Below are 25,614 nucleotides of genomic sequence, written 5' to 3' on the forward strand. Positions count from 1 at the left end.
ATGACAGCAGACCGTGGATTGCACAATCTGCTCCTGTGGCGCGAGGCGGCGCACAAGTCCGAGATGGCAGAGTTGATAGACCAAGGTGAGCGCTTGCGCCTGGTGGGCGAATTGATGCAGCACTGGGGCGAACAGCGGCGGCAGCTGGGATTGGAGGCCAGCCTCGGCAGCCAGATGGGTACGATCATGGAATGGAAGGGGGCGGCGCCCCGCACCGGTTCTTCTGGTGCTCGAATCTTGGTGTCGGGCGCAGGCCTGGATCACGCCGCCGCTGAAGTCGATGCATCTGTCGCTGAGTTGGATCGCCGGGATAAGCGTGGGGCAACGCTGGCCAAGTTGGCCGAGCTGCGTTACGTCCACCAGGTCACGATCAGGGAGCAGATGCGCGAGGTAGGGCTTGCCGAGGATGCCGACCGTACCTACCGGAATTGGGTCAAGGCCTTGCACCTGCAGGTGTTTGCCCAACTTGCCGCCCGTGCTGGTCGCGTTCGCCAACAGACCGTTCGTCGGGTCGCTATGCGACTTGCGTGCAACATTGATGCGACATAGCCACCACATGACAACGTACCGAAAACTGCCCCTTTTCGGTTTTTCCGGAGACAGGTAAAAAGTCGCCACGATATGAAAAGTGCGCCTAGGCGCTCTCCCAACAGCACTGCAATAAGAACCGAGAACCCTGCCGATTGGCGGGGTTTTCTGTTTCCGGCGCTGTGCTTTGCAAATGAGGCTGACATGAACAGCGAGCAACAAGCGTTAGTTGAGCTGCCTATCTGGATGGTGATCTTGCTGTCCTTGGTCGGTGGTGTTTCGGGTGAGATGTGGCGGGCGGACAAAGCGGGGGTTCGTGGTTGGGCATTGGTTCGCCGCATAGTGCTGCGGTCTGGTGCCTGCATCGTGTGTGGGCTGTCCACCATCATGCTGCTGTACTCGATGGGGGCATCGCTCTGGGCGGCGTCGGCGTTCGGTTGTTTGACCGCGATGGCCGGCGCCGACGTAGCGATCAGCTTGTATGAGCGTTGGGCTGCAAAGCGCCTGGGCGTGTGCGATGTACCGCCTGCCAGTCATGAAGGCTGACGACCGTCGCGGGAACAGCGCGTCCCGTGGCTACGGTCATCGCTGGCGGTTGGCTCGGGAAGTGTTCCTTGCGGCCAATCCTTTTTGCTCCATGTGTTCTACGGCCAGTCGCCCGGTGGCCGCCACCGTGGTGGACCACAAGACAGCGCCTCGCCTGCAAGAGGCGAAGGAAAGCGGCGATCCCCAGAAGCTGCGCACTGCCTGGAAATTGTTCTGGGATCAGGGCAACTGGCAGCCGCTGTGCAAGCTGTGCCACGACTCGGTGAAACAGCGCCTGGAGCGCAGCGGTCGAGTCGCGGGTTGCGATGCTTCCGGCCTGCCGCTCGACCCGAACCACCACTGGAATCGGCGCTGACCCCAGCGCCCTGCCACCCTGGTCTGCCGGGGTAGGGGGGGGTGAAAAACTTTTTCCTCGTCCTCTCATTGACCGCTCGCCCAACTCCGCGTGCAAAACCGGGAAAAATGAGGGAGGGGGGTATCAGAACAGGAGGTTCCCATGGCCGGAAACGGTAATTCCGGGCGGCCAGGTCTGCCCGCTTCGGTGCATCTGCTCAATGGCAATCGCAGCAAGCTTTCGCCGGCGCAGCTGATGAACGAAATCAAAGACCCTGCGGTGCCAGTCGGTGTGCCGCCGATGCCGGATTTTCTTACCGGCGACGCGGCAGCCGAGTGGACCCGGATCACCGAGGCGCTGTTGGCGCTGGGTTGGGTGTCGCGCCTGGATCAGATGGCGCTCGCCACGTACTGCCAGGCCTACGGCGACTGGTTGCGGTTCCAGAGATTGATCGCCGAAAAGAACACCCAGTCGGCAGACGGCTTGGGCGGTGAGGTTCAGACCTTCAAGACTGGCGCCCAGCAAACCCATGTGCTGCGGCAACTGGCCAACGACGCCGAGAAGCGTGCCAACGCCGCCGGTGCTCAGTTCGGGTTGTCTCCACTGGCGCGCCGGAACATGAGAGCCGCACCGGCGGCGCAAGGAGATTTGTTCCCGAATGCAGAACGAGACGCTGCCTCAAAGTATTTCAGCTGACTGCCGGGTAAAGGCGTTTGCTGACAGGGTGCTGGCTGGATCGATCATCGCCGGCCCAGCCGTTCGCAACGCTGCGCGGCGCCATCTGTTGGATCTTGAAGCGGGGCATGAGCGCGGACTGATCTGGGACGCCGAGGCGGCCCAGCGCGCCATCGGGTTTTTCGAAGACGTGCTGCGCCTCAACGGCGGCGACTTTGAGGGCCTGCCTTTCCGACTCGCGCCGTGGCAGGCGTTCATCGTCGGAAGCCTGTTTGGTTGGTACACCGATGATGGGTACCGCCGGTTTCGTCAGGCGTACATTGAAACCGCCAAGGGCTCTGGCAAGTCGCCCCTGGTCGGCGGCATCGGCCTGTACGGTCTGGTTGCCGATGGCGAACAGCGGGCCGAGGTTTACGCGGCCGCCACGAAGAAGGACCAGGCGCAGATCCTGTTTCGGGATGCAGTGGCGATGGTGAACATGGCGCCGCATCTTGCTGGGCGCCTGGTTCAGTCGGGGCGCGACGAGAAGGTCTGGAACCTGTTCTACCCCGCGACCAACAGTTTCTTCCGCCCGATCAGCTCTGACGACGGCCAGTCCGGCCCTCGGCCCCATGTGGCGCTGATCGATGAGCTGCACGAACACAAGACCGCCAGCGCGGTGAACATGATGCGTGCCGGTACCAAGTTCCGCCGCCGAGCGTTGATCGTGATGATCACCAACAGCGGCTCCGATAAGGGCTCGGTGTGCGGGCAGTATCACGACCTGGGCGTGCGAATCTGCGAAGGCAAGGAGCACAACGATGCGTTCTTTGCCTTCATCTGCTCGCTGGATAAGGGTGACGATCCGTTCAAGGATGAGGCGTGTTGGCCGAAGGTGAACCCGTCCCTGGACTACATCCTTGAGGGTCAGACCGACGGCATCCCCGGCCGCAAATACCTTCGGGAGCAGGTGGCCGAGGCGAAAGGCCTGCCGGCCAAGGAGGCCGTGGTCAGACGCTTGAACTTCTGCGAGTGGACCCAGGCGACATCGCCGTGGTTGTCGTGGGAGATCTGGCGCGGCGCTGCCGAACAGGTGCCGATGCGCATCCTGCGTAACCGCCCATGCGTTGGCGGGCTCGACCTTGCTAGTACCACGGACCTCACGGCGTTCGTACTGATGTTCAGCCCGATGCCATACGACCCGCACTGGCGCTCGCTGTCGTACTTCTGGATTCCTGACGATGACTTGTCGGGGCGGGAGAAGCGCGACCGCGTGCCGTACCTGCAGTGGGTCAAGGAAGGCCATCTGGAAACCACACCGGGCCGGGCGATCAGCAAGCTGCACGTGCTGCGGCGCCTGCAGACGATCTGCGATTACTTCGACGTGCGGCGAATTGCCTATGACCGCTGGCGGATCGAGGACTTGTTGCAGCTGATGACCGACAACGCCATCACGCTGCCCGAACTCAAGCCCTTCGGCCAGGGCTTCAAGGACATGGGGCCGGCGGTGGATGAGTTCGAGCGGCGGTTGCTGGGCCGCAAGGCCGATCCGGCCCAGCCACCGGATGTCATCGAGCTGGACCCGGAAGATTACGAAGTCGTGTCTGAGGTCACCGCTTCCACCGAGGTGGTCGAGACCCTGCTGCACGATGACAACCCTGTCATGACCTGGAATGCCGGCAACGCGGTGATCGTTTTCGACCCCGCCAACAACCGGAAGGTCGACAAATCCAAAGCCACAGGCCGTATCGACGGCATTGTCGCTGCCGTGATGGCGGTTGGCATCAGCGGCGATATTTCCGAAGCATCAGGCACGTCGGTTTACGACGAAGGGGTAGGTATATGAAGTTGGTAATTGCGTCCTGGCTGGCGGGCCTGCTGGGCTTTGCATTGCTGGTAGCGGGTGTCTGGATGGTGCATCGACCCTCTGCATTCATTGTCGCGGGAGTGGGGCTGTTGGTCTGGGCCAAGTTGGCTGATCAGGCGGCGGCTAGCCAGGTGGCAAGGGAAGGGGGCTGAGCATGTTCTTTTCCGGCTTGCGCGCCTCGGGTGCGGGCACCTTGACCAGTCCTGATGGTTCCTGGCGTGGTCGTCTCGGTGGTGGTCGAAGCGCTGCGGGCGTAGCGGTAACGCCCGAAAGCGCGCTTGCGCTGCCCATCCTGCAAAACTGCGTGACCTTGCTGGCCGAGACGGTGGCGCAGTTGCCGCTGGAGATGTATCAGCGCAAGGGCAACGGGCAGCGGGAGGCGGCGATTCATCATCCGTTGTACGACGTGCTGCGTTATCAGCCTAACCCGTTCCAGACGCCATGCGAGTACATGGAGCGGCATCAGGGGGCGGCAGGGCTGCGGGGGAACGCCTTCAGCTTTATCGACCGGCGTGAAGACGGCAACGTGACGGCGCTCTGGTCGCTTAAAAACGACCAGGTGCAGGTGCTCAAAGGCGCTGACCTGCTGCCGTATTACCGGGTTGGCCTCTCCGAGGCGGTGCCGATGCGGATGATTCACCATGTCCGTTGGTTCGGCACGAACCCCTATCTGGGGCTTTCGCCTATTGAGTTGCACGCTGACGCAATCGGGCTGACTCAGGCGGTTCGCCAGTACACCAGCAAGAGCTTCGCCAACGGTGTGGCGGTGTCCGGTGTGATCGAGCGGCCCCGCGAGGCGCCTGCGATCAAAGATCAGGGAATCATCGACAAGATCGTCGATCAGTGGGGGCAGAAGTTCGGCGGCATGGACAATGCCAAGAAGGTCGCCTTGCTGCAGGAGGGAATGACCTTTAAGCCGGTGTCGATGACCAACGTCGACGCCGAGATCGTTGGCATCATGAAGCTGACGGGCCTGGACATTGCGCGGATCTATAAGATCCCGCTGCCCATGGTGAACGACCTGGAGAAGTCGAACTACAACACCCTGGAACAGCTGATGATCCAGTTCGTGGTGTTCGCCCTGCTGCCATGGGTGAAGCGCCATGAACAGGCAATGATGCGCGACTTCCTTCTGCCGAAGGATCGGCGCGACTACTTCATTGAGTTCAACCTGTCCGGCCTGCTGCGCGGTGACCAGAAAAGTCGGTACGAGGCTTATGCCATCGGTCGCCAGTGGGGTTGGCTCAGCGTGAACGACATCCGGCGCCTGGAGAACATGCCGCCCGTGCAAGGCGGCGACATTTACCTGCAGCCCCTCAACATGGTCGATGCTGGCAAGCAGCCCGACCTCAATAACCCTACCGTGCGCGCCCAGCTGGAGATGCAGCACGCCGAGATCGGGAGGATCCTCGCCCAATGAGTAAGCGACATCTGCGGGCGTCCAGCCTGCTGTTCAATCAACCCCTGCTGGTGACTCCCGACATGCTCGACCTGGGCGTGCGCTGGGCTAACCAGACCATGAGCCTCAACATCATCAACCTCGGCGGCAGCTCGGCCCAGCTCTGGAAGGACGACGATCCTATCGACCGCGTAGCGTACGCGGACGAGCAGCGGCGCAACGTCATTGCCCAGACCGGGATCGAGGTTATCCCGGTCAGCGGTGTACTGGTCAGCCGCGGGAGTCACCTCAACGCCTGCGAGACCATGACCAGTTATGAGGGGCTGCGCTCCCAGCTGCAGCGCGCCGTGGCCGATCCGCTGGTGGAGCACGTCGTGTTGGACATCGACAGCCCGGGCGGCGCTGCCGTCGGTGCTTTCGAGCTGGCCGAGGACATCCGTGCGATGACCGCACAGAAGCCCATCACCGGTCTGGTCAATTACATGGCCTACAGCGGTGGCTACCTGATCGGTTCGGCCTGCACCGAGTTGGTGGTCAGCAAGACCAGCGGCGTCGGCTCCATCGGGGTGATTGCAAGCCATATGGACCGCTCGAAGATGGAGGAGGGGATGGGCGTGAAGGTGACCACGGTGTATGCCGGGGCCCACAAGAACGACCTCTCCCCGCACGAGCCCATCACCGAGCAGTCGATGAAGTTCCTCAACGAGCTGGTGCAGGAGAGCTACCAGATGTTCGTCAGTGCTGTGGCCGAGTATCGCGGCCTGTCAGTCGACAAGGTGATTGCCACCGAGGCCGCGCTTTATCGCGGTCAGAACGCGATCAATGCGGGGTTAGCTGACCGTTTGCAGAACCCCCAACATACCGTCGACGAACTGTCGCGGGCTGTTGCGCAGAACCGCGCAACACGCCAGGCGGGCCGCATCAGCGTGCGAGCAGCCGCATTGGCGATGCAGTCCCTCGTCTGACCAACCGAAACAACTGAATCCAGACCCGCTTAGTGCGGGTTTTTTTATGCCCAGGAGGCAGCATGTCCCTTGTACTTCAAATGCGTAACGAGCGAGCCGGCCTGGTCGCTCAGGTGCAGGCCCTGGCCAAGATCGAGGCCGAAGGCGGCAGCTTGAATGCCGAGCAGTTGCAGCAGTTCACCAGCCTCGAAACACAGATCAACGACCTGACGGCCAAGATCAAGCGCGCCGAATCGGCCGAACAATTGGCGGCGGCCGGCGCGGTGCCGGTCACTGAGTCGGCCCAAGGCGTAACCGGCCCGCCGCCCGGCAGCATTTCTGGTCCATTCAGTGAGAAGGCCAAGCCGGGTACCGGTATGGCGCAAATGGCGCGTCTGCTGGCATCGGCCCAGGGTAACCAGCAGATGGCCGCGCAGTTGGCTAAGGACGGTGGCTATCCGTCCGATGTGCATATGGCGTTGAGCGTGGTCACCCCCGGCGCCGGCGGCGTGCTGGTGCCGCAGAACTTCGCCACTGACATCATCGAGTCGCTGCGCCCGGTGTCCATCGTGCGCAAGATGGGCGTGACCAGCCTGCCGCTGAACAATGGCAACCTGACCATGCCACGAATTACCGGCAATACGGTGGTCAGCTATATCGGTAGCGATACTGACATCCCGATCACCGGCATGACCTTCGCCGATACCAAGCTGTCGGCCAAGACGGCAGCGGCCATCGTGCCGATCTCCAACGATCTGCTGGCCATGAGTGGTGTGAACCCTCGAGTCGATGCGCTGGTCGCCAACGACCTCACCGTCAGCATGGGCCTGTCGGAAGACCTCCACTTCATCCGTGCCGATGGTTCCGGCGTGTTGCCGAAGGGGCTTCGTCACTGGGCACCGGCGTTCAACGTTCTTCCCGCTCCTGCCGTTGCTGACCTCACGCTGGAGAAAATCGACCTGTTCCTGGGCGGCATGATGCTGCGCCTGGAAACGGCGAACGTGATGATGAAGTCGTGCGGCTGGCTGATGGCGCCGCGTGTGTTGCGTTGGTTGCAAGCGCTGCGTGACGGCAACGGCAACAAGGCCTACCCGGAAATCGACAGCGGCATGCTCAAGGGCTACCCGGTCGGACTCAGCAACCAGATCCCGGTAAACCTCGGCGCGGGTGGCGATGAAACCGAGATCTACTTCGTCAACTTCGCCGACTGCATGATCGGCGAAGACATGGACCTGACACTGAGCTTCAGCAGCGAAGCCTCCTACAAGGATGCCGAGGGCAACATGGTCAGCGCCTTCCAGCGTAACCAGACCCTGGTGCGCGTGATCGCTAAACACGACTTTGGCCCGCGTCACGTTGAAAGCATCGTGGTGGCGACCGGCGTGAAGTGGGGCGCTGGCATGTAATCCCCTGGCCCCGGATGCGCCGGGGCCGCTCAACTATAAGGAATGTGTATGGCCAAGGTAATTGTGGAATTCACCGGGTCCTGGCGCGGCTATGGCAAGGGCGAGGTCGCGGGCTTCGAAGAGGAGGTGGCGCAGTCGCTGATCGATGGCGGTCGTGCTCAGCTCTACGATAAGAAAGGTGCCAAGTCTGGCGGCGCGAAAAGCAAGACGGCCCCGGTGGCGAAAGAGTCGACTCAGCCCGGCCCATCGTCGGAGTCGACGCCTGACGGTGGGGGCAACACTACCGGCGCGGACGACGATGACGTCAAGCCCTGATCATGGCGCGCCGCATCGCCTACACGGGGGCGCCCGTGCTGACGCTGGAGCAGGTGGCCTTTCAGTGCAAGGCTGAGCCGGAAGACCTGCAGCCCGAACTGATCGACCAGATCATCATCCCTGGCGTTACCGCCCAGGGCGAATCGAAGACGGGGGCGGCGATTCGTGAAGCGATCTATGAGGAAGACTGGCCGGCGACGTACCCATCGGGCCATTCGTTGGACGTTGGCCAGGTGGTTGCCATCGAGTCTGTGACAATGCTGGATGGCGGCGATGCATCAGCCTTCGCTGGCGCGGTGGAGCTCTGCCACGGCGGGAAGGAAAGTTACCTGCACTTCCCTGGTGGCCGGCCTGCCGGGCGGTTGCGTATTCGTTACCGCGCCGGTGTGGACTTGGAGGCCTATCCCGGTGTGCTCAGCTGGCTGCTGATGGCGGCGGAAACGGCATTCACCCACCGGGGGCTTTTGGTCGTGGGGCAATCCCTCGCCGAGATCCCGTCGAGCTTCGTTGACCACCTGTTGGCGGATATCACCGTTCCCCCGAGGTTCTAACCATGGCGATTCGAGAGCCTGCTTCGGGCGAGCTCACCGCCCGGATGGCTGTTCGTGTCCGTGTTGATCAGCCGTCTGGGGTGAGCCTAGCGCCTGAGTACACCCCTGTCTGCAACCGCTGGGTCAAGGTCGAGCCGTTGGGTACGGCGACCTACGCCAGTACCCAGCAAACCGGTACCAAGATCACCCATCGCTTGTACTGCCGCCACATTCCTGGCTTGGATTCGGCTCATGAGTTTGTCTGGCGTGGCCGTGTGTTCCGTGTTCGCAGGCCCACCGATCTGGCGGGTCGCATGGTGTGGTCGGTGATTGAGGTGGAAGAACTGGGGCCGGATGCGCCCCCCGCAACTGGAGGGGAAGAAGATGGCCAATTCGGTTTCGGTTGACGGCTACCTGCACGTTGAAGGCTATGAGGCCTTCGACCGCGAAGCCTTCAACATGCGCAAGGTGCGCGCTGGTATGCGCAAGGTGGGCCAGCTCATTACGGGCCGGGCTCAGATGAATCTGGCGCTCGCGGGTGGTCGGTCGGGGTATCCCGTCAATCGCACCGGGGAGACGGTCGATTCGATCAAGTACCGCGTCTCGCGTGCCGGCTTTCTGGTGCGGATTTCACCGACCAAGACTGATGGCATGCAGGAGTTCTACCCGGCCTACCTGCATTACGGCGTGCGACTCGGTTCCCGTGTCACTGGTCGCGGTGCCGGAAAAGGGCGGCGGGCCCGTGGCGAGCGACAGGCTCTGGTCGCGGCGCGAGCGCAAAACGGGTGGCGTATCGCGCCGCGTGACAACTACATGACCGATGCCTTGGCCGATTCCCGCGCCGAGGTGCAGCAGATCCTCACGCGCACCTTTGCCAGTGCGCTGCTGGATAACTGAGGGCGACATGCAAATCACACCAATTATTGAGCACTTGAAGGCGGAGTGCCCGCAGTTCGGCGGGCGCATCGCGGGTGGCCTGGACTGGGATCCGGTCGCGGGCTGCCAGCAGGTGAAGCCGCCGGCAGCTTTCGTGCTGCCCGTGGGAGACAGCGCCGACGAGCCCCAGGCAATGAATGCTGCCGTGCAGTCGGTGCGCGATTCGTTCGACGTGTGCGTCGTGCTGGATAACAAGGATGAGCGCGGCCAAGCGGCAGCGGATCTGGTCCACCTGATCCGCACCACGCTGTGCCGTGCGCTGATGGGGTTTCGGGTCGGCGACTCTGACCTGATCTGTTACGACCGGGGTGACCTGATCCTGATGGACCGCGCCAGGGTGGTCTACGGCTACCGCTTCTATGCGGATTGCCAGATCGGCAGCTATGGCGCCGATGCCCATGACGAGCCGGAAACCTGGCAGGAACTGGAACAAAGCCGCCTGCCGCCATTGGAAGGCATCGATACGCGCGTCGATTTCATCGATCCCATGGTCGATCACAACCTAAGCCCGACTGGCCCCGATGGCCGGATCGAGGTCCAAGTCCGCGAGGATTTACCGCAATGAAAATGATCACGGTGAAACCGGCGCCGGGGCGTGCCTGCCCGATGCCGGAAAAGGGCGGCGAGCTGCTGCCCGAGGCGGGGGATACGGTCCCCCATAACGCGTATTGGCAGCGCCGTATCGCCGACGGCGACGCGCTGCTGGTGACACCCAAGAAAGCCGCTAAGGCTGCGAAGGAGAGCGCGGCATGACCGTCCCGTTTAGCTTCATCCCCAGCGACCTCAAGGTGCCTTTGTTCTATGCCGAGGTCGATAACAGCATGGCCAACAGCGGTGCCGGTGGTGCGCTGCGCCGGCTGATCGTTGGCCAGGTCAATGACGACGCTGACAGCCCTGAAATTGGCTCCCTGGTGCTGGTGTCCCGTCAGTCCGAGGCGCTCGAGATTGCCGGCGCCGGTTCGATGTTGGCAGGTATGTTCGCTGCTCACCGCGCTATCGATGTCGTCGGCGAAGTCTGGTGTCTGCCGGTGAAGGTGAGCGAAGGCGCTGCCGCCAAATCCACCGTTACCGTAACGGGGACCGTCTCGGCGACAGGGCTGATCAATCTGTATGTGGGCGGCATGCGCGTGCGCACCACGGTCACCGCGACCATGAGTGCGGCGGCGGTGGCCACCGCCGTGGCGGCGAGCGTCAATGCGCTGCCCGACCTGCCGATCAAGGCGACTGCCGCCGAGGCGGTGGTCACCCTGGAAGCAAAATTCAAGGGCGAGCTGGGCAACGATCTGCGTATCGAGCTGAATCGCCGTGGCCGCGCCAACGGCGAGGAAACCCCAGGCGGCCTGCAGCTGGCGGTCACAGCCATGGCGGGCGGCGTCGGAAGCCCTGACATGGCGGTGCTGCTCGCGGCGCTGGGCGATGAGCCGTTCGAGTTCTGCGCGCAGCCCTGGACCGACAGCGACAGCCTGGACGCCTGGAAAGACACCATGGACGAGAACAGCGGTCGCTGGTCCTGGGCCAAGCAGTTGTGGGGTCACGTGTACAGCGCCAAGCGCGGCACCGTCGGTCAGCTGGCGGCCTTCTCTCAGCAGCGCAATGACCCGCATGTGACGGTTGTTAGCTTCGAAACCAAGGTGCCGCAGCCGGTTTGGATTGTCGCCGCTCAGGTGGCGGCGCGCACGGCGGTGTTCATCAGTGCAGATCCGGCGCGTCCGACGCAGACCGGTACTTTGCCGGCAATTGATCCAGCGCCGGCAAGTGATCGTTTCACGCTGACCGAGCGGCAATCGCTGCTGAGCCGAGGCCTCGGCACGCTCTACTACGAAGGCGGTTACATGCGCATTCAGCGGGCCGTGACCACCTACCAAAAGAACGCCTACGGCCAGCCGGACGACTCGTATCTGGACAGCGAGCCCTTGCACCAGACCGCCTACGTGCTGCGTTACCTGGCCAGCATCATCACCAGCAAGTACGGCCGCCACAAACTGGCCAACGACGGTACCGTCTTCGGCCCTGGCCAGGCCATCGTCACCCCGCTGGTGATTCGTGGCGAACTGGTGGCGGGTTATCGCTACCTCGAAACCCTCGGCATCGTGGAGAACACCGAAGCGTTCAAGGCCAACTTGATCGTGGAGCGCGACGCGACCAATCCGAACCGCCTGAACGTGCTGTACCCACCGGATCTGGTCAACCAGCTGCGCGTGTTCGCGCTGCTGTACCAGTTCCGCCTGCAGTACGCCGCCGAAGCGGCATAAGCCGCGCTCCATTCCACCCCGAGCCCGCCCTGTGCGGGCTTTTTTGTGAGGGCCTTTTATGGGTCAGAAAGTCGCGGGCACCTGCTACATCAAGGTTGATGGTGTCCAGCTGGTTATTACCGGTGGCGTCGAGGTGCCACTGTCGAAGACCAAGCGCGAAACCATCGTGCCGGGTTACTTCAAGGAAGAAGATCGCGCCCCGTTCACGAAGGTTGATGCGGTGAAAACCCCTGGGTTTCCGTTCGAAAAGATCGCCGAGGGCACCAACATGACCGTGACCAGCGAGTTCAAGGACGGCAGCAGTTACGTGCTGTCCGGTGCCTATGCGGTAGATGAAATCAACCTCACTGCTGACGACGGCAAGGTGCCACTCAACTTCGAAGGCGTTTCAGGAGACTGGCAGTAATGAACACCGAAGCTCAAACCCCGAAAACCAACCCCAACGAATTCAAGCTGCTGGAGCCGATCCAGGCGCACGGTGAGCCGGTCCTGTCGGTGACGTTGAAACGCCCCACGGTGCGCCAGTGCCGCGAGATCGGCCAGCTGCCGTACCGCATCGAGAAAGACGAGTCGGTCGGCCTGAACCTGGACGTGGTCGTCAAATACATCATCGTCTGCGCCGGCATTCCGGGTTCGTCGGTCGAGCAGATGGACGTGACCGACCTCAACACCATCGGCTGGGCGTTGGCCGGTTTTTTCATGGCATCCCCGAAGAAGCAGGCCGAGGAAGCGAAAGCGGCAGTGGAGGCGGAGGCCTCGGCGGGTTAATCCAGCTGGTCTACGACCTCGCCTGGTATTGGAAGCTCAGCCCTGAGCACGTCAAGGACTGGGCGTTGGACGACCTACTGGAGGGCTACGCCAATGCCAGCCGAATTCAATCAATAGCAGGGGCAGGGGATGGCGGATAAATTCCAGCTCAAGGCGCTAATCACCGGCGTCGATAAGCTCTCGCCGGTACTGACCGGTGTGCGCAAGAACGTGGCCACGCTGCGCAAGCAGTTGAACGCCTCGGGCCTGGGCAAGATCACCTTTGCCGATGCGCTGCAGGGCGGTGCCCTGGCGGCGCCTTTCGTGATGGGGGTCAAGGCGGCAATCGGCTTCGAAAGCGCCATGGCGGACGTGAAGAAGGTGGTCAACTTCGAAACGCCCGAGCAGTTCAAGGCGATGAACGACGACGTGCTGGACCTGTCCGAGCGCTTGCCGATGGCGGCCGAGGGCATTGCCGCCATTGTCGCCGCCGGTGGCCAGTCCGGCATCGCCCGTGAAGAGCTAAACCAGTTCGCGGAAGACGCTGTGAAAATGGGTGTCGCCTTCGATCAGACCGCCGAGCAGTCGGGCGAGATGATGGCGAAGTGGCGTACCGCGTTCCACCTCAATCAGGCCGAAGTCGTCACTCTGGCCGACAAAATTAACTACCTGAGCAACACCGGTGCGGCCAGTACGGCGCAGATTTCGGCCATCGTGACCGCCATCGGTCCGTTGGGCGAAGTAGCCGGGGTTAACGCGGGGCAGTTGGCTGCCATGGGCTCAGCCCTGGCCGGGGTGGGCATTGCCCAGGATGTGGCCGCCACGGGCATCAAGAACTTCATGCTGACCTTGACCGCCGGTACGGCGGCCACCAAGTCGCAGAAGGAGGCCTACAAGGCGTTACGCCTGGACGCCAACGAAATCGCCAAGGGCATGCAGACCGACAGCGAAGGCACGATTAACCGCGTGCTCAAGACGCTGGCCAAGGTGGAGAAAAGCAAGCAGGCAGCGGTGCTGACCAACCTGTTTGGCAAGGAGTCGGTGGGGGCAATCGCGCCCCTGTTGACCAACCTTGACACCCTGCAGAAGAACTTCAAGAACGTTGGCGAACAAGGCGAGTTTGCTGGGTCGATGCAGGCTGAATACCAGTCGCGGTCGGAAACGACCGCCAACGCCATCCAGCTGCTGCAGAACCGTGTGACCCGCCTGGGTATCTCGGTCGGCTCCATCTTGCTGCCGCCGTTCAATGACTTCCTTGAGTTCGTTGGGCCGCTGGTGAGTCAGGTGTCTGAGTTGGCGGCGGCTCATCCTGGCTTGGTCAAGGGCATTTTGGGTGCGGCCGTGGGCTTCACCGTGCTGCGTCTGGCCACGGCCGCCGCCACGGCGGCACTGGCTTTGATGAACGGTGTAGCGACCATGAGCCCGATTGGTTTGGTCGTGCGGGGTATCGCCCTCGCGGCGGGTTTCCTGATCGCCAACTGGTCAACCGTAGGGCCGTACTTCCAGAAACTCTGGGACATGATCAAGGGGCCGGCGATGGTCCTGTGGGGTTGGTTCAAGACGGCCTTCGCCTGGACCCCGTTGGGCATGATCGTTGCGAACTGGGGGCCGTTGACGGAATTCTTCGGTGCGTGCTGGGAGTTGATCAAGGCGCTTTCCGATCCCTTCTTGGGTTACCTGAAAAGCATGTTCGACTTCACCCCGCTGGGGATGATCATTCAGCACTGGGAGCCGATCACAGCCTTTTTCAAGGGGCTATGGGAGCGGTTAAAGCCCATCGTCGAGCCGATGATGAAGTTTTTCAACATCAGCCCGGACGGTGAGGGTGTGATCGGCGCCGCTACCAGCAAGGTGAAGAGTTGGACGGCCGAGCAGCAGGCGCGTAACGGCGCCTCAGCGGGAGAGGCGGGCGCCCTGGTGCGTCCGATGCGAGCCACGCCGGAGATGTATCCCGGCATGGCCAGTTCGGCCAACTTGCTGCGCGCTCCCGGCGGGCCGGTACCGGGCTCGCTGATCCAGCAGACCGCCCAAAGCCAGCGGCAGGGCCTGGAGGGTTCCATCGCTGTGCGCTTTGAGAATGCCCCGCCCGGCATGCGGGTCGAAGAGGCTAAGACCAACCAGCCCGGCGTGTCTGTATCGCAGAACGTCGGCTATCGCTCGCTTGGAAGGTGACCCATGGCGGATCAAACTTGGCGCGACCGCCTGCTACCCGCGTCCTTTCGTGGGGTGGGTTTCTGGGTCGATAGTGAAACAACGCCGGTAGGGCGGCGGGTGCAGTTGCACGAATACCCGCAGCGCGACAAGCCCATGGTGGAGGACATGGGCGCACAGACGCGGCGCACCAAGATGACGGCGTTTGTCATCGGCGACGACTGCTTTGTGCAGCGCGACAACCTGCTTCATGCGCTGAACCTGCCTGGGCCGGGGGAGCTGGTACACCCTTGGTTCGGGCGCATGACTGTCACTGCCGGTGATGGCTGCGACGTATCGCACGACCGCCGCGAGGGCGGCATGGTGCGCTTCCAGCTGGACTTTATCGAGGATGGCGAGAAGGGCTACCCGGTGGGCGTGCCGCACACGGCGCGACAGCTGGAAGTCCAATCAAAGAGTTGGCTGGATTCGGCAATCGCCCGTTACAAGGCGGCAATGGCCGTGGTCAACCGCGTGCGTATTGCGGCTGTGCAGCTGCAGAACGGTATCGCCGGCATTCAGATGGCGATTCAGGCCGAGTTCAACCAGATTACCAGTGCCATCACGTCGGTGCAGTCGCTGGCTGATCTGCTGATGAACTTCCCGGACAACCTGGGCACGATGATTCAAGCCCAGTTTTCGGGGTTTTCGGACGGTTCGCGCTGGACCGACGATGACGAAGCGTTTTCAAGCTATACGGCGCTCGCTGGCTTGGCTAGCGGTGCCACCGTGGCGGCGACCCAACTGACCAGTGCTGCCGCCCCGGCGGGTGGTCAGGCCACGGTGGCCACGGTCACGGCTGCTCGGGATTTGGTGCGTGATGCGTTGTTGATCAAAGCAGTACAGATCGCCGCGCAGATGCCTGTGACGCAGGCGCCGGCGGTGTTGCCGGCGGTGCCAACCCTGGATCAGCAGGTGGTTACCCCGGTCAGTCGTCCCGAGGTGCCGACCACTGATGAGGTTCTGGTGCTGCGCGATGCGCTCAGCGACGCGATTTGGCAGGCTGGGTTGTCTGCCCCGCCTGCGCACTTTGTCGTGCTGCAGGACGTGCAGAAGAAGCTACGTGCTCACCTCACCAAGGTAGCCATGGCCGGTGTGCGCCTGATCGATGTGGCCCCGAAGGAAAGCATGCCGGCCGTCGTGCTGGCCTACCGGCTGTATGGCGACGCCACCCGCGCCGACGAAATCGTTACGCGTAACAAGGTCGTTCACCCCGGCTTCCTGCCAACGGACACCTTGCGCTGCGCTCAGGAGTAAATCATGGACCCATTGAACGCTGTCACGCTGCGCGTGAACGGCCTGGATTATGGCGGCTGGAAGAAAGTGCGCATCAGTGCCGGCATTGAGCGGCAAGCCCGTGATTTCAGCCTGGACGTGACGTGGCGTTGGCCTGGCCAGGTGCAAGAAATCCCGATCCGACCGGGCGACCGCTGCGAAGTGCTGATTGGTGAAGACCTGGTGCTGACTGGCTGGATCGATTCGACTCCAGTGCGTTATGACGCGGGTCAGGTTAACCGGTCAATCAATGGTCGGTCGCTGACTGCGGATCTGGTCGATTGCTCGGCGATCAACCAGCCCGGCCAATGGCAGCGGCAAAGTGTGCAGCAGATCGTCACGGCCCTGGCGGCGGAGTACGGAGTGAAGGTGCTCAGCCAGGTAGCTGAAACCAGCAAGCTGGCCGATCACAGCATCGAGCCGGGGGAAACCGTGTTCGAATCCATCGACCGCCTTTTGACCCTCTCGCGCCTGCTCTCGACCGACGACACGCGGGGGCGGCTGGTGATCATCAGGCCGGGGAGTGCCGGGCATGCGGTCGATGGCCTGGTGCTCGGTGAAAACCTGCTGAGCGGTGAAGCCGATCTGGATTTCTCGGGGGTGTTTGCGGAGTACCGCGTCACCGGGCAGCGCTCGGGCAGCGACACGGCGCACGGCGCGGCGGCCAGCGAGGTCAGCGCTTTGGTGACCGACCCGCGTGCGACGCGCCGTCGCGTGCTGCTGATCCATGAAAGTGGCCAGATGACCCCGGAGCTTGCCGCCGCACGGGCCAACTGGGAGCGCGGCAATCGTATGGGCAAGGCGCTGACCATCAAGTACAAGCTGCAGGGGTGGCGGCAGTCCAACGGGGCGTTGTGGTTGCCGAACATGTTGGTTCGCATTGTGGACCCGGTAATCGGCATCGACCGCGACATGTTGATCAGTGAAATCGAATACAGCCTGGATGCGGGCACCGTCTGCAACATCACGGTGGCCCCGCCGGATGCGTTCGACCCTGAGCCGAAAGACCCCCACAGCACGCGCAAGCTCAAGAAGGGCGGCAAGGCCGACAACTTCGAATACCTCATCCCTGCTGACTGGAAGCCCGCGCCATGATGCGTCGAATCAACAACATGATCGCCCGCTGTGTTGTCGCCCTGGTCAACCCAGGCGCGAAGCTGCAGGCGGTGCAAGTCCGGCTTACCGCCGGCGAAGTGAAGAGCGGCATGGAGCATTTCGAGCCCTACGGGTTCACCGCGAACCCTCATCCTGGGGCTGAAGGTGTGGCCTTGTTCTTCGGTGGCGACCGTTCCCACGGGGTCGTGATCAACATCGCTGACCGTCAATACCGCTTGAAAGGGCTGAAATCGGGAGAGGTGGCCATCTACACCGATGAAGGCGATTACGTCCATTTCAAGCGTGAGCGAAGGATCGAGGTAAAGACGCTGACGCTCAAGGTCGACGCGGCCGACGCGGTGGAGTTCGCCACCAAGGCGTTTTCCGTCTCGGCGAGCGAGCGTTTCAGCATCGATACCAAAGCGTTTTCCGTGGCGGCCAGCGAGGCGGCGAACTTCGACACCCCGACGATTCAGGCCACGGGCGAAATCGTCTCGGACGGCGACCAGGTCGCCGGCGACGTCAGCCAGATCAATCACCCGCACGACGGTGTGGTGCAGGGGCTGCAGCAGTCGGGCAAGCCCGTACCGCAGGGGGCTGAATGATGCTGCTCGAGGACGACAGCGAACGGGCCTGGCAGCGTGCCGCCGAAATCAGCCTGATGACCTGGCGGCGCGCCGATCCGGGCGACGTGCTCGACGACGACGAGCGTTACGGCTGGTGGGGCGACAGCTTTCCAGGAATGACCGACGACCGCATCGGCTCGCGCCTGTACCTGCTGCGCCGGCGCAAGCTGGACGCCGACACGGTGCGCGATGCCGAGGCGTTCGCCCGCGAGTCGCTGGCGTGGATGCTGGACGACGGCCGGGTCAGCGCCGTGGCCGTTACGGTAACGCGTGGCACCGACCGGCTCGACTTGGCCGTCGCTATTACCCTGCGCGATGGTCGCCAGGTGGATTTCACATCGGAAAAACTGTGGCAGGTGATCAATGCCGTTTAACACTCCCACGCTGCCCGAGCTTATCAGCCAGGAGCGTTCGGCGCTGGCGGGCTCTAGCGCCCTGCAGCGCAGCGATGCCGAGGTGCTGGCCCGCGTGTTCGCCGCCGCCTCCTACGGCCGCTACGGGCATCAGCAGTACATCGCCGACCAGATCCTGCCGGACACCGCCGACGAAGACACGCTGCGCCGCATGGCTCGGGCCAGGCTCAAGCGCGACCGTCTGCCGGCGGTGGCGGCCGATGGGGCGGTGCTCTTCACCGGCGGCGCCAATGCGCCGGTTGATGCCGGCGTGCTGTTGCAGCGCGACGATGGCGTGCAATTCAAGGTGGCCACGGGCGGCCCAGTCGGCGCCCTGGAAGTGGTGGCCGTGGACGCTGGGCAGTTGGGCAACACCCCGGCCGGCACGGTGCTGCGCCTGGTGTCGCCAGTGCTCGGGGTCAACGACTCGGCCACGGTCGCCGCCCCGGGGATCGAGGGCGGCACCGAGCAAGAAAGTATCGAAGCCCTGCGTGCGCGGGTGATTCGCTCGTACCGCGTGATTCCGCACGGTGGCAGCAAGAGCGATTACGAGACCTGGGCACTTGAGGTGCCGGGGGTTACCCGGGCGTGGATCGTGCGCCACTGGATGGGGCCGGGCACCGTGGCGGTGTTCTTCGTCCGCGACAACGACGTCGACCCGATCCCCTCGGAAGAGGCCCGCGCCGACGTGAAGGCGTACATCGAGCAGGAGCGCCCGGTAACCGCTGAGCTGTACGTGCTGGCCCCGGTCGAAAAGCCGGTGCAGTACGAAATCAAGGTCAGCCCCGACAGCTCGGCCGTGCGCCGCGCGGTGGAAGCTGAGCTGGTGGAGCTGCATCAGCGTGAATCGGAGCTGGGCGCCGAGCTGTTGCTGTCGCACATCCGTGAGGCGGTCAGCAGCGCCGCCGGCGAGCGCGATCATGAGGTGCTGAGCCCGTCCGGCAACGTCACGGCGGCGGCGAATGAACTGCTGACCTATGGGGGTGTGTTGTGGCGGTGAGAACAGCGAGCGATTACCACGCCCAGCTGCGCAGCCTGTTGCCGCCGGGGCCGGCCTGGGAACTGGAGTTCAACCCGGGTCTGGATCAGCTGTTGCGGCGCGCTGGGGTGATCCTGGCGGCTGAGGATCTGCGCGCCGCCGACCTGCTGGCCGAATCGGACCCGGACACGGTGCGCGAACTGATACCGGACTGGGAGCGGGTTATGCAGTTGCCCGACCCGTGCATGGGTGAATCGCCAAAGTTCGAGGACCGCCAGCTGGCCGTGCGCCGGCGCCTGGTCGAGGTGGGTGGACAGTCGCCGGCCTACTTTGTCGAGTTGGCCATCGCCCAGGGCTACCCGAATGCCAAGGTGATCGAGCACCGCGCCCCGCGCTTCGGCCGTTCGCGCTTCGGCTCGGCCCGCTTCGGCACCTGGGCCGCGCAATTTATGTGGACGCTGGACACCGGCCCGCGCCGGCGGATCGGCCGGCGCTTCGGCGCGGCTTACTTCGGCGAGACGTTCGGCGGCAGCCCTAGCGGTGCACTGGAATGTTTGTTGAGGCGTAGCGCGCCTGCGCACGCCCTGGAATTTATCAAGTACGGGGAATAACCAGATGGACTACCCAAAGAGTACGCCCGGCGCTGGCTTGGTGGACGGCCGATTTGTGGACGAAAACCCGGCCACGGGCCAGCCTGGGTCGCTGATTCCGGCGGCCTGGGCTAACGCCCTGATGACTGAATTGCTGGGGGTGATCCAGGCAGCCGGCATGGCGCCAGATGAAGTCGATCACGCCCAGCTGCTGCGCGCTATCCAGACCATGGCGTCGTCGGACTACAAGAAGTCGGTGCGCTGCGCCACGACTGGGGCTATCGCCTTGAGCGGGCTGCAGACCGTCGACGGTGTAGCGCTGGCCGCCGGTGATCGGGTGCTGGTCAAGGATCAGGCGTCCGCCTCGCAGAACTGGATCTACACCGTGTCTGCCAACGCCTGGTTGCGTGCGCAGGACGCCAACGAAAGCGCCGAATGTACCCCGGGTCACCTGGTGTCGGTGCAGGCCGGCACGGTCAACAGCTTGACCGTGTGGCAACTGACCAACACCGAGCCGCCCACGCTGGGCACCACGGCGCTGACGTTCCGTGTGCTGCTGGGCAAGAAGTCGACCACGCTGGCCGATTACGGCATCACCGATGGCGTCTCCACGAGCGACCATGCGACCAAGGCCGAAGCCGAGGAGGGCACCGTCTCGAACAAGTGGCTGAGCCCGCTGCGCGTGTTCCAGGCGCTGCGCTCGGCGGCGGCCAACTCAACGGAGGTGTTGCGCGGTGTGCTGCGCATCGGCACGCAGGCCGAGGTTGACGCGGGCACTCTTGATGACGTGGCGGTAACGCCGAAGAAGATGCGCTGGGGTTTCGCGAAGAGCTTGACGGCGAACGGCTACATCGTATTTCCGACCTGGCTGGGCGGACTGATTGTGCAGTGGGCGACGACCAGCCATTCAGGGGAAAGCATCTGGGTGACTCTGCCTCTCGAATTCCCTGCAGCGTGCCTTTTTGCCTGCGTGAACATGCAGACGGACAACGGCGCCGCAGTTGTCATGACGCGCTCTAAGACGAGCCTCGGCGGGAGTGCGCTCATCAGTGCGGCGAACGCTACGGGCACCAACACCTACAACTGGTTGGCCATCGGCTACTGAGGATCGGTATGCAACGCTTTTACAGCAGGACCACCGGCTGCACCTACCTTGAAGGGATTAACGCCAAGATGCCGGCGGACGCCGTGCGGATTTCAGAAGAGCGCTTCATGGCTGTGATTGGCAACCCCCCTCTGGACAAGGTGCGCGGGCACGACGCTGACGGTTTGCCGGTGCTGATCGATCCGCCGCCGCCCTCGCCGGCGGACCTGGCCGAAGACGAACGCCGCTGGCGGGACAGCGCGCTGAGCCCGCTGGTCTGGTTGCGTGATCGCCACCGCGACCAGCTGGAGATTGGCGCGGCGACCACGCTGACGCCAGAGCAGTTCGCCGAGCTGCTGGGGTACATGCAGCAGCTGCGCGACTGGCCCCAGTCCGAAGCCTTTCCCGACAGCGCGCAGCGCCCCGTGGCGCCGCCCTGGATCGCTGATCAAGCCCAATAGAGCCCCGTCCAGCCGGGGCTTTTTCTTACCAGTCATAAGGATATTGCTATGCCGATTACCGAAAAGCAGTTGCTGCAGGTTCTCCCGAACGCCGGCCGCCAAGCCGGCGTTTTTGTTCCCGCCCTCAATGCGGCGATGGGCAAGTACTCGATCATCGGTAGGCTGCGTATGGCCGCCTTCATCGCCCAGATCGGCCATGAATCAGGGCATCTGCGTTTTGTCCGCGAGCTGGGCGGCGCGGCCTACTTCGACAAGTACGACACGGGGCGCCTTGCAGAGCGCCTGGGCAACACGCCCGAGGCTGACGGTGATGGCCTGAAGTACCGGGGGCGTGGGCTGATCCAGGTCACAGGACACGACAACTATGCAGCCTGCAGTGAGGCGCTGTTCGGGGACAGTCGGCTGCTCAACACACCGGAGCTGCTTGAGCATCCAGTGTACGCCGCTATGTCTGCTGGTTGGTTCTGGCAGAGCAGGGGGCTCAACAGTCTCGCTGACAAGGGCGATCTCCTGCTCATCACCAAGCGGATCAATGGTGGTACCAATGGCCTCAAGGATCGCGAAGCGCTGTATGCCCGAGCGCTGCAGGTGCTGAACTGATGTCGCTTGGTGCGCGGTGGGTGCTGCTCTCCCTGTTGCTCGGGGCGGCGGTGGGTGGTCGCCTGGCCTGGTTGTGGCAGGCCGACGAGCTGCAGAAGCAGGAGGCTGGGTACGAGCGGCAGCTTGCACAGAAAGACCTGGCGCACGGCCGCGAGCGGGAGGCCGCCGCCAGCGCCGCCCTGGATCAGCTGGAGCAGCAGCAGGTCGCTCGGCGTGACCTGGAAGACCGCCTGCAGACGCAGGATGAAAAACACTGGAAGGAGATGAACGATGCCCAACGAGCTCAGGCTCGCCTGCGCGACCGGCTGGCTACTACTGATCTGCGGTTGTCAGTCCTGGTCGACGCCGGAACCGTTGCCGCCTCGGGTTGTAACGGTGGGGTGCGAGCGTCCGCCGGCACCGGAAGCGTGGTGGATGGAGCCCTACGCGTCCAGCTTGACCCAGCGCATGCTCAACGAATTGTCGCCATCACCGACGAAGGCGATCGAGCAGTGATCGCGTTGAAGGCCTGCCAGGCCTACGTGCGCGAAGTCACTCAGTAGTAAAGAGGCGAGCCGGGCGGATGCGTCAACATCCAGCCCGGCCCACCGAACCCGCAGACCCTTCCTGCAAGTCCAGCCGTGGCCCCTGCCTTGTGCACAAAGCGCGGCGAGCCTAACACCTGTTTATCCATACAGTAAAGACTTGCACACAATGACCTCTCCAATCATTCCCTGGATGGGCGGCAAGCGCCGCCTGGCCGACCGCTTGATCCCCCTCTTTCCCCCTCACGAATGCTATGTCGAAGTCTTCGCTGGCGGTGCCGCGTTGTACTTCATGCGACCCCAGGCAGCCCCGGTTGAGGTGCTCAACGACCTCAACGGCGACCTGGTGACGCTGTACCGCGTGGTGCAGAACCACCTCGAGGAGTTCGTCCGCCAGTTTAAATGGGCGCTCAGCTCCCGGCAGATCTTCGAGTGGCAGAAGATGACCCGCCCCGAGACGCTGACAGATATCCAGCGCGCGGCTCGGTTCTTCTACCTGCAGCAGCATGCCTTCGGTGGCAAGCTCACTAGTCAGACGTTCGGCACTGGGACAACCGCGCCGCGGATCAATCTGCTGCGGATCGAAGAGAACCTCTCGGCTGCCTGGCAGCGCCTGGCCGGCACCTACGTCGAAAACTTGCCCTGGCTCAATTGTGCCGAGCGGTATGATCGAGCTCACACGTTCTTCTACATGGACCCACCTTACTGGCAGACCAACGGCTACGGCGTCGACTTCCCGTTCGAGGAGTACGAGCGTATGGCCGACTTCATGCGGCGCTGCAAGGGGAGGGTGATGGTCAGCATCAACGATCACCCGGACATCCGGCGGGCGTTCGACGGCTTCCACTTCGAGACCCTGGATATCCGCTACACCACGGCAAACCCTCGGATCGGCATGGCCAATGTTACCGGTGAACTGGTGATCATGAACTGGCAGCCCGAAGGGCTTGGTCAGTTGTTCTGACCCAGGCGGCATGGGGCAAAAATGGGGCAAACCGAGCGCCTTTCTATGCCCCTCTATGCCCTTTTGGCTTCTTGCCAGCAGGTACAAGAAAGCGCCCAAGCCCTTTGTATACGGGGCTTGGGCGTTTTTTTGCGTTAATACTCAAGCACAATTGGTGTAAGTGTTTATACTCACTTCTCTGGTAAATTGAACTGGTCAATTTAATATGGTGCTTAGTCGGGTATGCTATCGGTAAGATGTCTGGTTGGGTGGCCGAGGGTGAAATAGTCTATATAATGGTCTGAGCCGTTGGTGATTTTTAACAATATCCGATTAAGTATGTTTTTAAGGATTTTTGTTTCTCTTATAAAAGCGATTTCTGAGTTGTCCGGGATTTTGTTCCCGTGAGCAGCGTCGTTTCTTTTGTTCCATGCGGAAAGTTCTGCGTCGCCAAGCTCTAAATCAAGGTGTGCGTAAAAACGGCTCGCGATGATTCTCTGTGGGGCGTCATTGCCATGGTTTAACTTGTCGGATAAGAGCTTTGTTGAAATTGGGTCGTATTCTTGTTTTTCTAGTAGGCGAGAAATTAATTTTCGAATCTTTCTATATTCGGGCTTTGGGATTATGGTGGAGCTTATTGATGCATGGTTAACCTCTAGATAGGTTCTTTGGAGTGCCTCAATTAGTGCGCCGTAGTAGGCTGGTTTCATGAAGTAAGGTGAGGATTCTGCGTACCATAAACGCCATGGAAGAGTTGATAGATTATACGAAGGCGAGGCAGTTAAGAGGCCGTTGGCTATTCGCTCAACAAGTGAAGCATTTAAGATGGGGTATCCTGCGCTCGAATCCGTTATAGGGGCTGGGGGCAGGCTAGGTAAAGTCCACGCTCTTTCACCGAAAGTGTGCGGGGAAACTCCACTGAACTCGATTAGTTGCCCATTAAAGGCGTGGCACGAATGTCCGAAATACACCAGGGGAAGACCAAGGGCGAAAGACAGCGCCTCTCTTGTTTCGCGTCTTATGCTTTCGCCTGGATTACCTAAATAAAGTATGTAGCCTGGCTCCTTGATGATTGAGTTTTCAACTTTTAATGGGCCTAATGTTATGGGCTGATCATTGATTTGCAAGTGTATGCATTGGGTTGAATGACTGATGCTGGCCTGTGTGCTTATGTTTAGGCTAGGAAGATCTGGGTATTCCACTGATTTAATCGTGGTTTTGTTAAATCTCGAGTTGTCGGGAAATATGTAGTGTGAGGGTATGTTGGCGATATGGTCAATGGTGAAGTCGACTGGAGCTTTGGTATGGGATTTATATAAGGCGGTGTGGACCTGATAGGTGTCCGTAGTGAAAGTCTCATGCTCTTTTTGGCTGGTCTCGGAGTTAGAGAGAAATAGGCCGGTAAGAGAGACTGTCCCGGTAATGTAATCAATCTTAAGATTAGTGTCGTTTATGTAGACATCACCCAAGGGCCTCGGGTCATGCTGCCTCGGTGGTTGAGGTGGGCTAATGGTGTTTAATATTATTTTAAGGTTGCTATTGCGCGTGATGGTTAAATGATTAACTCCGTTCTTACATAGCTCTGCGGGAATTCTTTGGTACGGAATTCTTGAAAAAAAATTATGTAACGGATCCCACTCCCAAGTGCTCAAGACAGCCTCCACTTTCTTTAGGGGGTCATACAATGCTTTTAATCTGGCTAAGGTAAATTGCCAAATATATTATCCAATAGATAATGCTTGATGCTCCGATGAATATGAGAAGCCAGAAAGTATATAGTTGAACTTTGTTAAGGGGTGTCATCGGGATGACGTTTAAGATTTTAGCTGCGGCCTCGTCTGACTTGCAGTATGAGTGAATTTGACTGTAAACCACTGGAGGGAAGTATAAGTATCCGATGGTAATTTGTTCGCCGGGAACCAGAGTGGGGATTAAAATTTCGGCGCTGCCATCAGGTAAGCGAGTAGTAGTGTGAATTACAGGCGGGTGAATTTGGAAGTCGGGCAAGCTCTGGTGGCCGATGCGAACGTTATTTGCGGTCTTCTTTCCCACGTTTTTTACCATTATGCTATGGGTGTGCACAATAGTGGGTTGAAATGCATGAAAGTTTTGGTTTTTTGTTGTTATGGCAAAGGAGTGGATCATAAAGGTTACAAGCTTCGGCTTTGCATCGGAATAGATTTTTATTAGGAGTCCAAAGGTGCCAGTAATCAAAGGAGCTATCAGCTTTAATATGGCGTCTAAATCTAGTACCATGGGCGTATCTCATTGTGTTGATGGCATAACATGAATCGCCCCTGGTTTTCTAGACACTCTCCAAGCTCAGGAAATAGCGTTTCTCATACTCTACTGGAGACAGCTGCATAGCACTGCTGTGTCGGCGTTTAGGGTTATAGA

At 61.5% G+C, this 25,614-nt stretch carries 31 protein-coding genes and 1 pseudogene; 31 read left to right on the top strand and 1 reads right to left on the bottom strand.

Annotated elements, in window-relative coordinates; genetic code table 11:
- From ACNFCH_RS21905 to ACNFCH_RS22055, 31 genes and pseudogenes are all read left to right on the top strand, one after another.
- Positions 1-549, top strand: a complete 549-nt coding sequence (locus ACNFCH_RS21905) for a hypothetical protein (protein WP_416743754.1) — start codon at positions 1-3, stop codon at positions 547-549.
- A 183-nt stretch (positions 550-732) separates the two neighbouring features.
- A complete protein-coding gene (locus ACNFCH_RS21910; protein WP_416743756.1) occupies positions 733-1,074 on the top strand; it encodes a phage holin family protein in 342 nt (113 codons plus the stop codon).
- Positions 1,046-1,429, top strand: coding sequence for an HNH endonuclease signature motif containing protein (locus tag ACNFCH_RS21915; RefSeq protein ID WP_416743757.1), 384 nt, complete (start codon positions 1,046-1,048; stop codon positions 1,427-1,429). The genes ACNFCH_RS21910 and ACNFCH_RS21915 overlap by 29 nt, the downstream gene beginning before the upstream one ends.
- Positions 1,430-1,570: 141 nt before the next feature.
- Positions 1,571-2,104 (top strand): phage terminase small subunit P27 family, encoded by a 534-nt coding sequence (locus ACNFCH_RS21920; protein ID WP_416743759.1) that lies wholly within the window; start codon positions 1,571-1,573, stop codon positions 2,102-2,104.
- Complete coding sequence (locus ACNFCH_RS21925) at positions 2,067-3,908, top strand: terminase large subunit (RefSeq protein WP_416743761.1); 1,842 nt, start codon at positions 2,067-2,069, stop codon at positions 3,906-3,908. The genes ACNFCH_RS21920 and ACNFCH_RS21925 overlap by 38 nt, the downstream gene beginning before the upstream one ends.
- On the top strand, positions 3,905-4,081 hold the full coding sequence (locus tag ACNFCH_RS21930) for a hypothetical protein (protein WP_416743763.1): 177 nt from the start codon (positions 3,905-3,907) through the stop codon (positions 4,079-4,081). Before ACNFCH_RS21925 ends, ACNFCH_RS21930 begins: the two co-directional genes overlap by 4 nt.
- A 2-nt stretch (positions 4,082-4,083) precedes the next feature.
- Complete coding sequence (locus ACNFCH_RS21935) at positions 4,084-5,349, top strand: phage portal protein (protein ID WP_416743765.1); 1,266 nt, start codon at positions 4,084-4,086, stop codon at positions 5,347-5,349.
- A complete protein-coding gene (locus ACNFCH_RS21940) occupies positions 5,346-6,293 on the top strand; it encodes a S49 family peptidase (protein ID WP_416743767.1) in 948 nt (315 codons plus the stop codon). The genes ACNFCH_RS21935 and ACNFCH_RS21940 overlap by 4 nt, the downstream gene beginning before the upstream one ends.
- 62 nt (positions 6,294-6,355) lie before the next feature.
- A complete protein-coding gene (locus ACNFCH_RS21945; protein ID WP_416743769.1) occupies positions 6,356-7,678 on the top strand; it encodes a phage major capsid protein in 1,323 nt (440 codons plus the stop codon).
- Positions 7,679-7,726: 48 nt separating this feature from the next.
- Positions 7,727-7,993 (top strand): hypothetical protein, encoded by a 267-nt coding sequence (locus ACNFCH_RS21950; protein ID WP_416743771.1) that lies wholly within the window; start codon positions 7,727-7,729, stop codon positions 7,991-7,993.
- A gap of 2 nt (positions 7,994-7,995) precedes the next feature.
- Entirely contained in the window at positions 7,996-8,544 is a 549-nt protein-coding gene (locus ACNFCH_RS21955) for a hypothetical protein (protein ID WP_416743773.1), read from the top strand.
- Positions 8,545-8,546: 2 nt separating this feature from the next.
- The gene (locus ACNFCH_RS21960) at positions 8,547-8,930 is read left to right on the top strand and encodes a head-tail adaptor protein (RefSeq protein ID WP_416743775.1); all 384 of its coding nucleotides are present in this window, start codon (positions 8,547-8,549) and stop codon (positions 8,928-8,930) included.
- The gene (locus tag ACNFCH_RS21965; protein ID WP_416743777.1) at positions 8,908-9,420 is read left to right on the top strand and encodes a hypothetical protein; all 513 of its coding nucleotides are present in this window, start codon (positions 8,908-8,910) and stop codon (positions 9,418-9,420) included. The genes ACNFCH_RS21960 and ACNFCH_RS21965 overlap by 23 nt, the downstream gene beginning before the upstream one ends.
- Positions 9,421-9,427: 7 nt before the next feature.
- The gene (locus tag ACNFCH_RS21970) at positions 9,428-10,024 is read left to right on the top strand and encodes a hypothetical protein (RefSeq protein ID WP_416743779.1); all 597 of its coding nucleotides are present in this window, start codon (positions 9,428-9,430) and stop codon (positions 10,022-10,024) included.
- The gene (locus tag ACNFCH_RS21975; protein WP_416743781.1) at positions 10,021-10,212 is read left to right on the top strand and encodes a DUF2635 domain-containing protein; all 192 of its coding nucleotides are present in this window, start codon (positions 10,021-10,023) and stop codon (positions 10,210-10,212) included. Before ACNFCH_RS21970 ends, ACNFCH_RS21975 begins: the two co-directional genes overlap by 4 nt.
- Positions 10,209-11,711 carry a phage tail sheath subtilisin-like domain-containing protein gene (locus ACNFCH_RS21980; protein WP_416743783.1) on the top strand — a complete coding sequence of 501 codons (1,503 nt, stop codon included), beginning with the start codon at positions 10,209-10,211 and terminating at the stop codon, positions 11,709-11,711. Before ACNFCH_RS21975 ends, ACNFCH_RS21980 begins: the two co-directional genes overlap by 4 nt.
- 58 nt (positions 11,712-11,769) lie before the next feature.
- Positions 11,770-12,117, top strand: a complete 348-nt coding sequence (locus ACNFCH_RS21985) for a phage tail tube protein (RefSeq protein ID WP_416743785.1) — start codon at positions 11,770-11,772, stop codon at positions 12,115-12,117.
- Positions 12,117-12,479 carry a phage tail assembly protein gene (locus tag ACNFCH_RS21990; protein WP_416743787.1) on the top strand — a complete coding sequence of 121 codons (363 nt, stop codon included), beginning with the start codon at positions 12,117-12,119 and terminating at the stop codon, positions 12,477-12,479. Before ACNFCH_RS21985 ends, ACNFCH_RS21990 begins: the two co-directional genes overlap by 1 nt.
- 129 nt (positions 12,480-12,608) lie before the next feature.
- Positions 12,609-14,630 (top strand): phage tail tape measure protein, encoded by a 2,022-nt coding sequence (locus ACNFCH_RS21995; protein WP_182817609.1) that lies wholly within the window; start codon positions 12,609-12,611, stop codon positions 14,628-14,630.
- A 3-nt stretch (positions 14,631-14,633) separates the two neighbouring features.
- Positions 14,634-15,905: a DNA circularization protein gene (locus ACNFCH_RS22000; RefSeq protein ID WP_416743790.1), complete on the top strand. Its 1,272-nt coding sequence runs from the start codon at positions 14,634-14,636 to the stop codon at positions 15,903-15,905.
- A 3-nt stretch (positions 15,906-15,908) separates the two neighbouring features.
- Positions 15,909-17,018 (top strand): phage baseplate assembly protein, encoded by a 1,110-nt coding sequence (locus ACNFCH_RS22005; protein ID WP_416743792.1) that lies wholly within the window; start codon positions 15,909-15,911, stop codon positions 17,016-17,018.
- Positions 17,018-17,623 carry a phage baseplate assembly protein V gene (locus ACNFCH_RS22010; RefSeq protein ID WP_416743808.1) on the top strand — a complete coding sequence of 202 codons (606 nt, stop codon included), beginning with the start codon at positions 17,018-17,020 and terminating at the stop codon, positions 17,621-17,623. The genes ACNFCH_RS22005 and ACNFCH_RS22010 overlap by 1 nt, the downstream gene beginning before the upstream one ends.
- Positions 17,623-18,018: a phage GP46 family protein gene (locus tag ACNFCH_RS22015; RefSeq protein ID WP_416743810.1), complete on the top strand. Its 396-nt coding sequence runs from the start codon at positions 17,623-17,625 to the stop codon at positions 18,016-18,018. The genes ACNFCH_RS22010 and ACNFCH_RS22015 overlap by 1 nt, the downstream gene beginning before the upstream one ends.
- On the top strand, positions 18,008-19,036 hold the full coding sequence (locus ACNFCH_RS22020; protein WP_416743794.1) for a baseplate J/gp47 family protein: 1,029 nt from the start codon (positions 18,008-18,010) through the stop codon (positions 19,034-19,036). Before ACNFCH_RS22015 ends, ACNFCH_RS22020 begins: the two co-directional genes overlap by 11 nt.
- Positions 19,027-19,626, top strand: coding sequence for a YmfQ family protein (locus ACNFCH_RS22025; protein WP_416743796.1), 600 nt, complete (start codon positions 19,027-19,029; stop codon positions 19,624-19,626). Before ACNFCH_RS22020 ends, ACNFCH_RS22025 begins: the two co-directional genes overlap by 10 nt.
- Before the next feature lie 4 nt (positions 19,627-19,630).
- Positions 19,631-20,194: pseudogene (locus tag ACNFCH_RS22030) on the top strand (phage tail protein); the annotation flags it as partial.
- Positions 20,195-20,413: 219 nt separating this feature from the next.
- Positions 20,414-20,710 (top strand): gp53-like domain-containing protein, encoded by a 297-nt coding sequence (locus ACNFCH_RS22035; RefSeq protein ID WP_416743812.1) that lies wholly within the window; start codon positions 20,414-20,416, stop codon positions 20,708-20,710.
- 8 nt (positions 20,711-20,718) lie between these two features.
- Positions 20,719-21,150: a phage tail assembly chaperone gene (locus tag ACNFCH_RS22040; protein WP_416743798.1), complete on the top strand. Its 432-nt coding sequence runs from the start codon at positions 20,719-20,721 to the stop codon at positions 21,148-21,150.
- Positions 21,151-21,198: 48 nt separating this feature from the next.
- Positions 21,199-21,750: a glycoside hydrolase family 19 protein gene (locus tag ACNFCH_RS22045; protein WP_416743800.1), complete on the top strand. Its 552-nt coding sequence runs from the start codon at positions 21,199-21,201 to the stop codon at positions 21,748-21,750.
- Entirely contained in the window at positions 21,750-22,292 is a 543-nt protein-coding gene (locus tag ACNFCH_RS22050; RefSeq protein WP_416743802.1) for a lysis system i-spanin subunit Rz, read from the top strand. Before ACNFCH_RS22045 ends, ACNFCH_RS22050 begins: the two co-directional genes overlap by 1 nt.
- A gap of 151 nt (positions 22,293-22,443) precedes the next feature.
- The gene (locus ACNFCH_RS22055) at positions 22,444-23,238 is read left to right on the top strand and encodes a DNA adenine methylase (protein ID WP_416743804.1); all 795 of its coding nucleotides are present in this window, start codon (positions 22,444-22,446) and stop codon (positions 23,236-23,238) included.
- Positions 23,239-23,450: 212 nt separating this feature from the next.
- On the opposite strand, the gene ACNFCH_RS22060 is transcribed toward ACNFCH_RS22055, so the two are convergent.
- Complete coding sequence (locus ACNFCH_RS22060) at positions 23,451-24,869, bottom strand: hypothetical protein (protein ID WP_416743806.1); 1,419 nt, start codon at positions 24,867-24,869, stop codon at positions 23,451-23,453.
- Positions 24,870-25,614: the final 745 nt, after the last annotated feature.

This window comes from Pseudomonas sp. NY15354 (assembly GCF_048068075.1).
Lineage (GTDB): Bacteria > Pseudomonadota > Gammaproteobacteria > Pseudomonadales > Pseudomonadaceae > Aquipseudomonas > Aquipseudomonas guariconensis_C.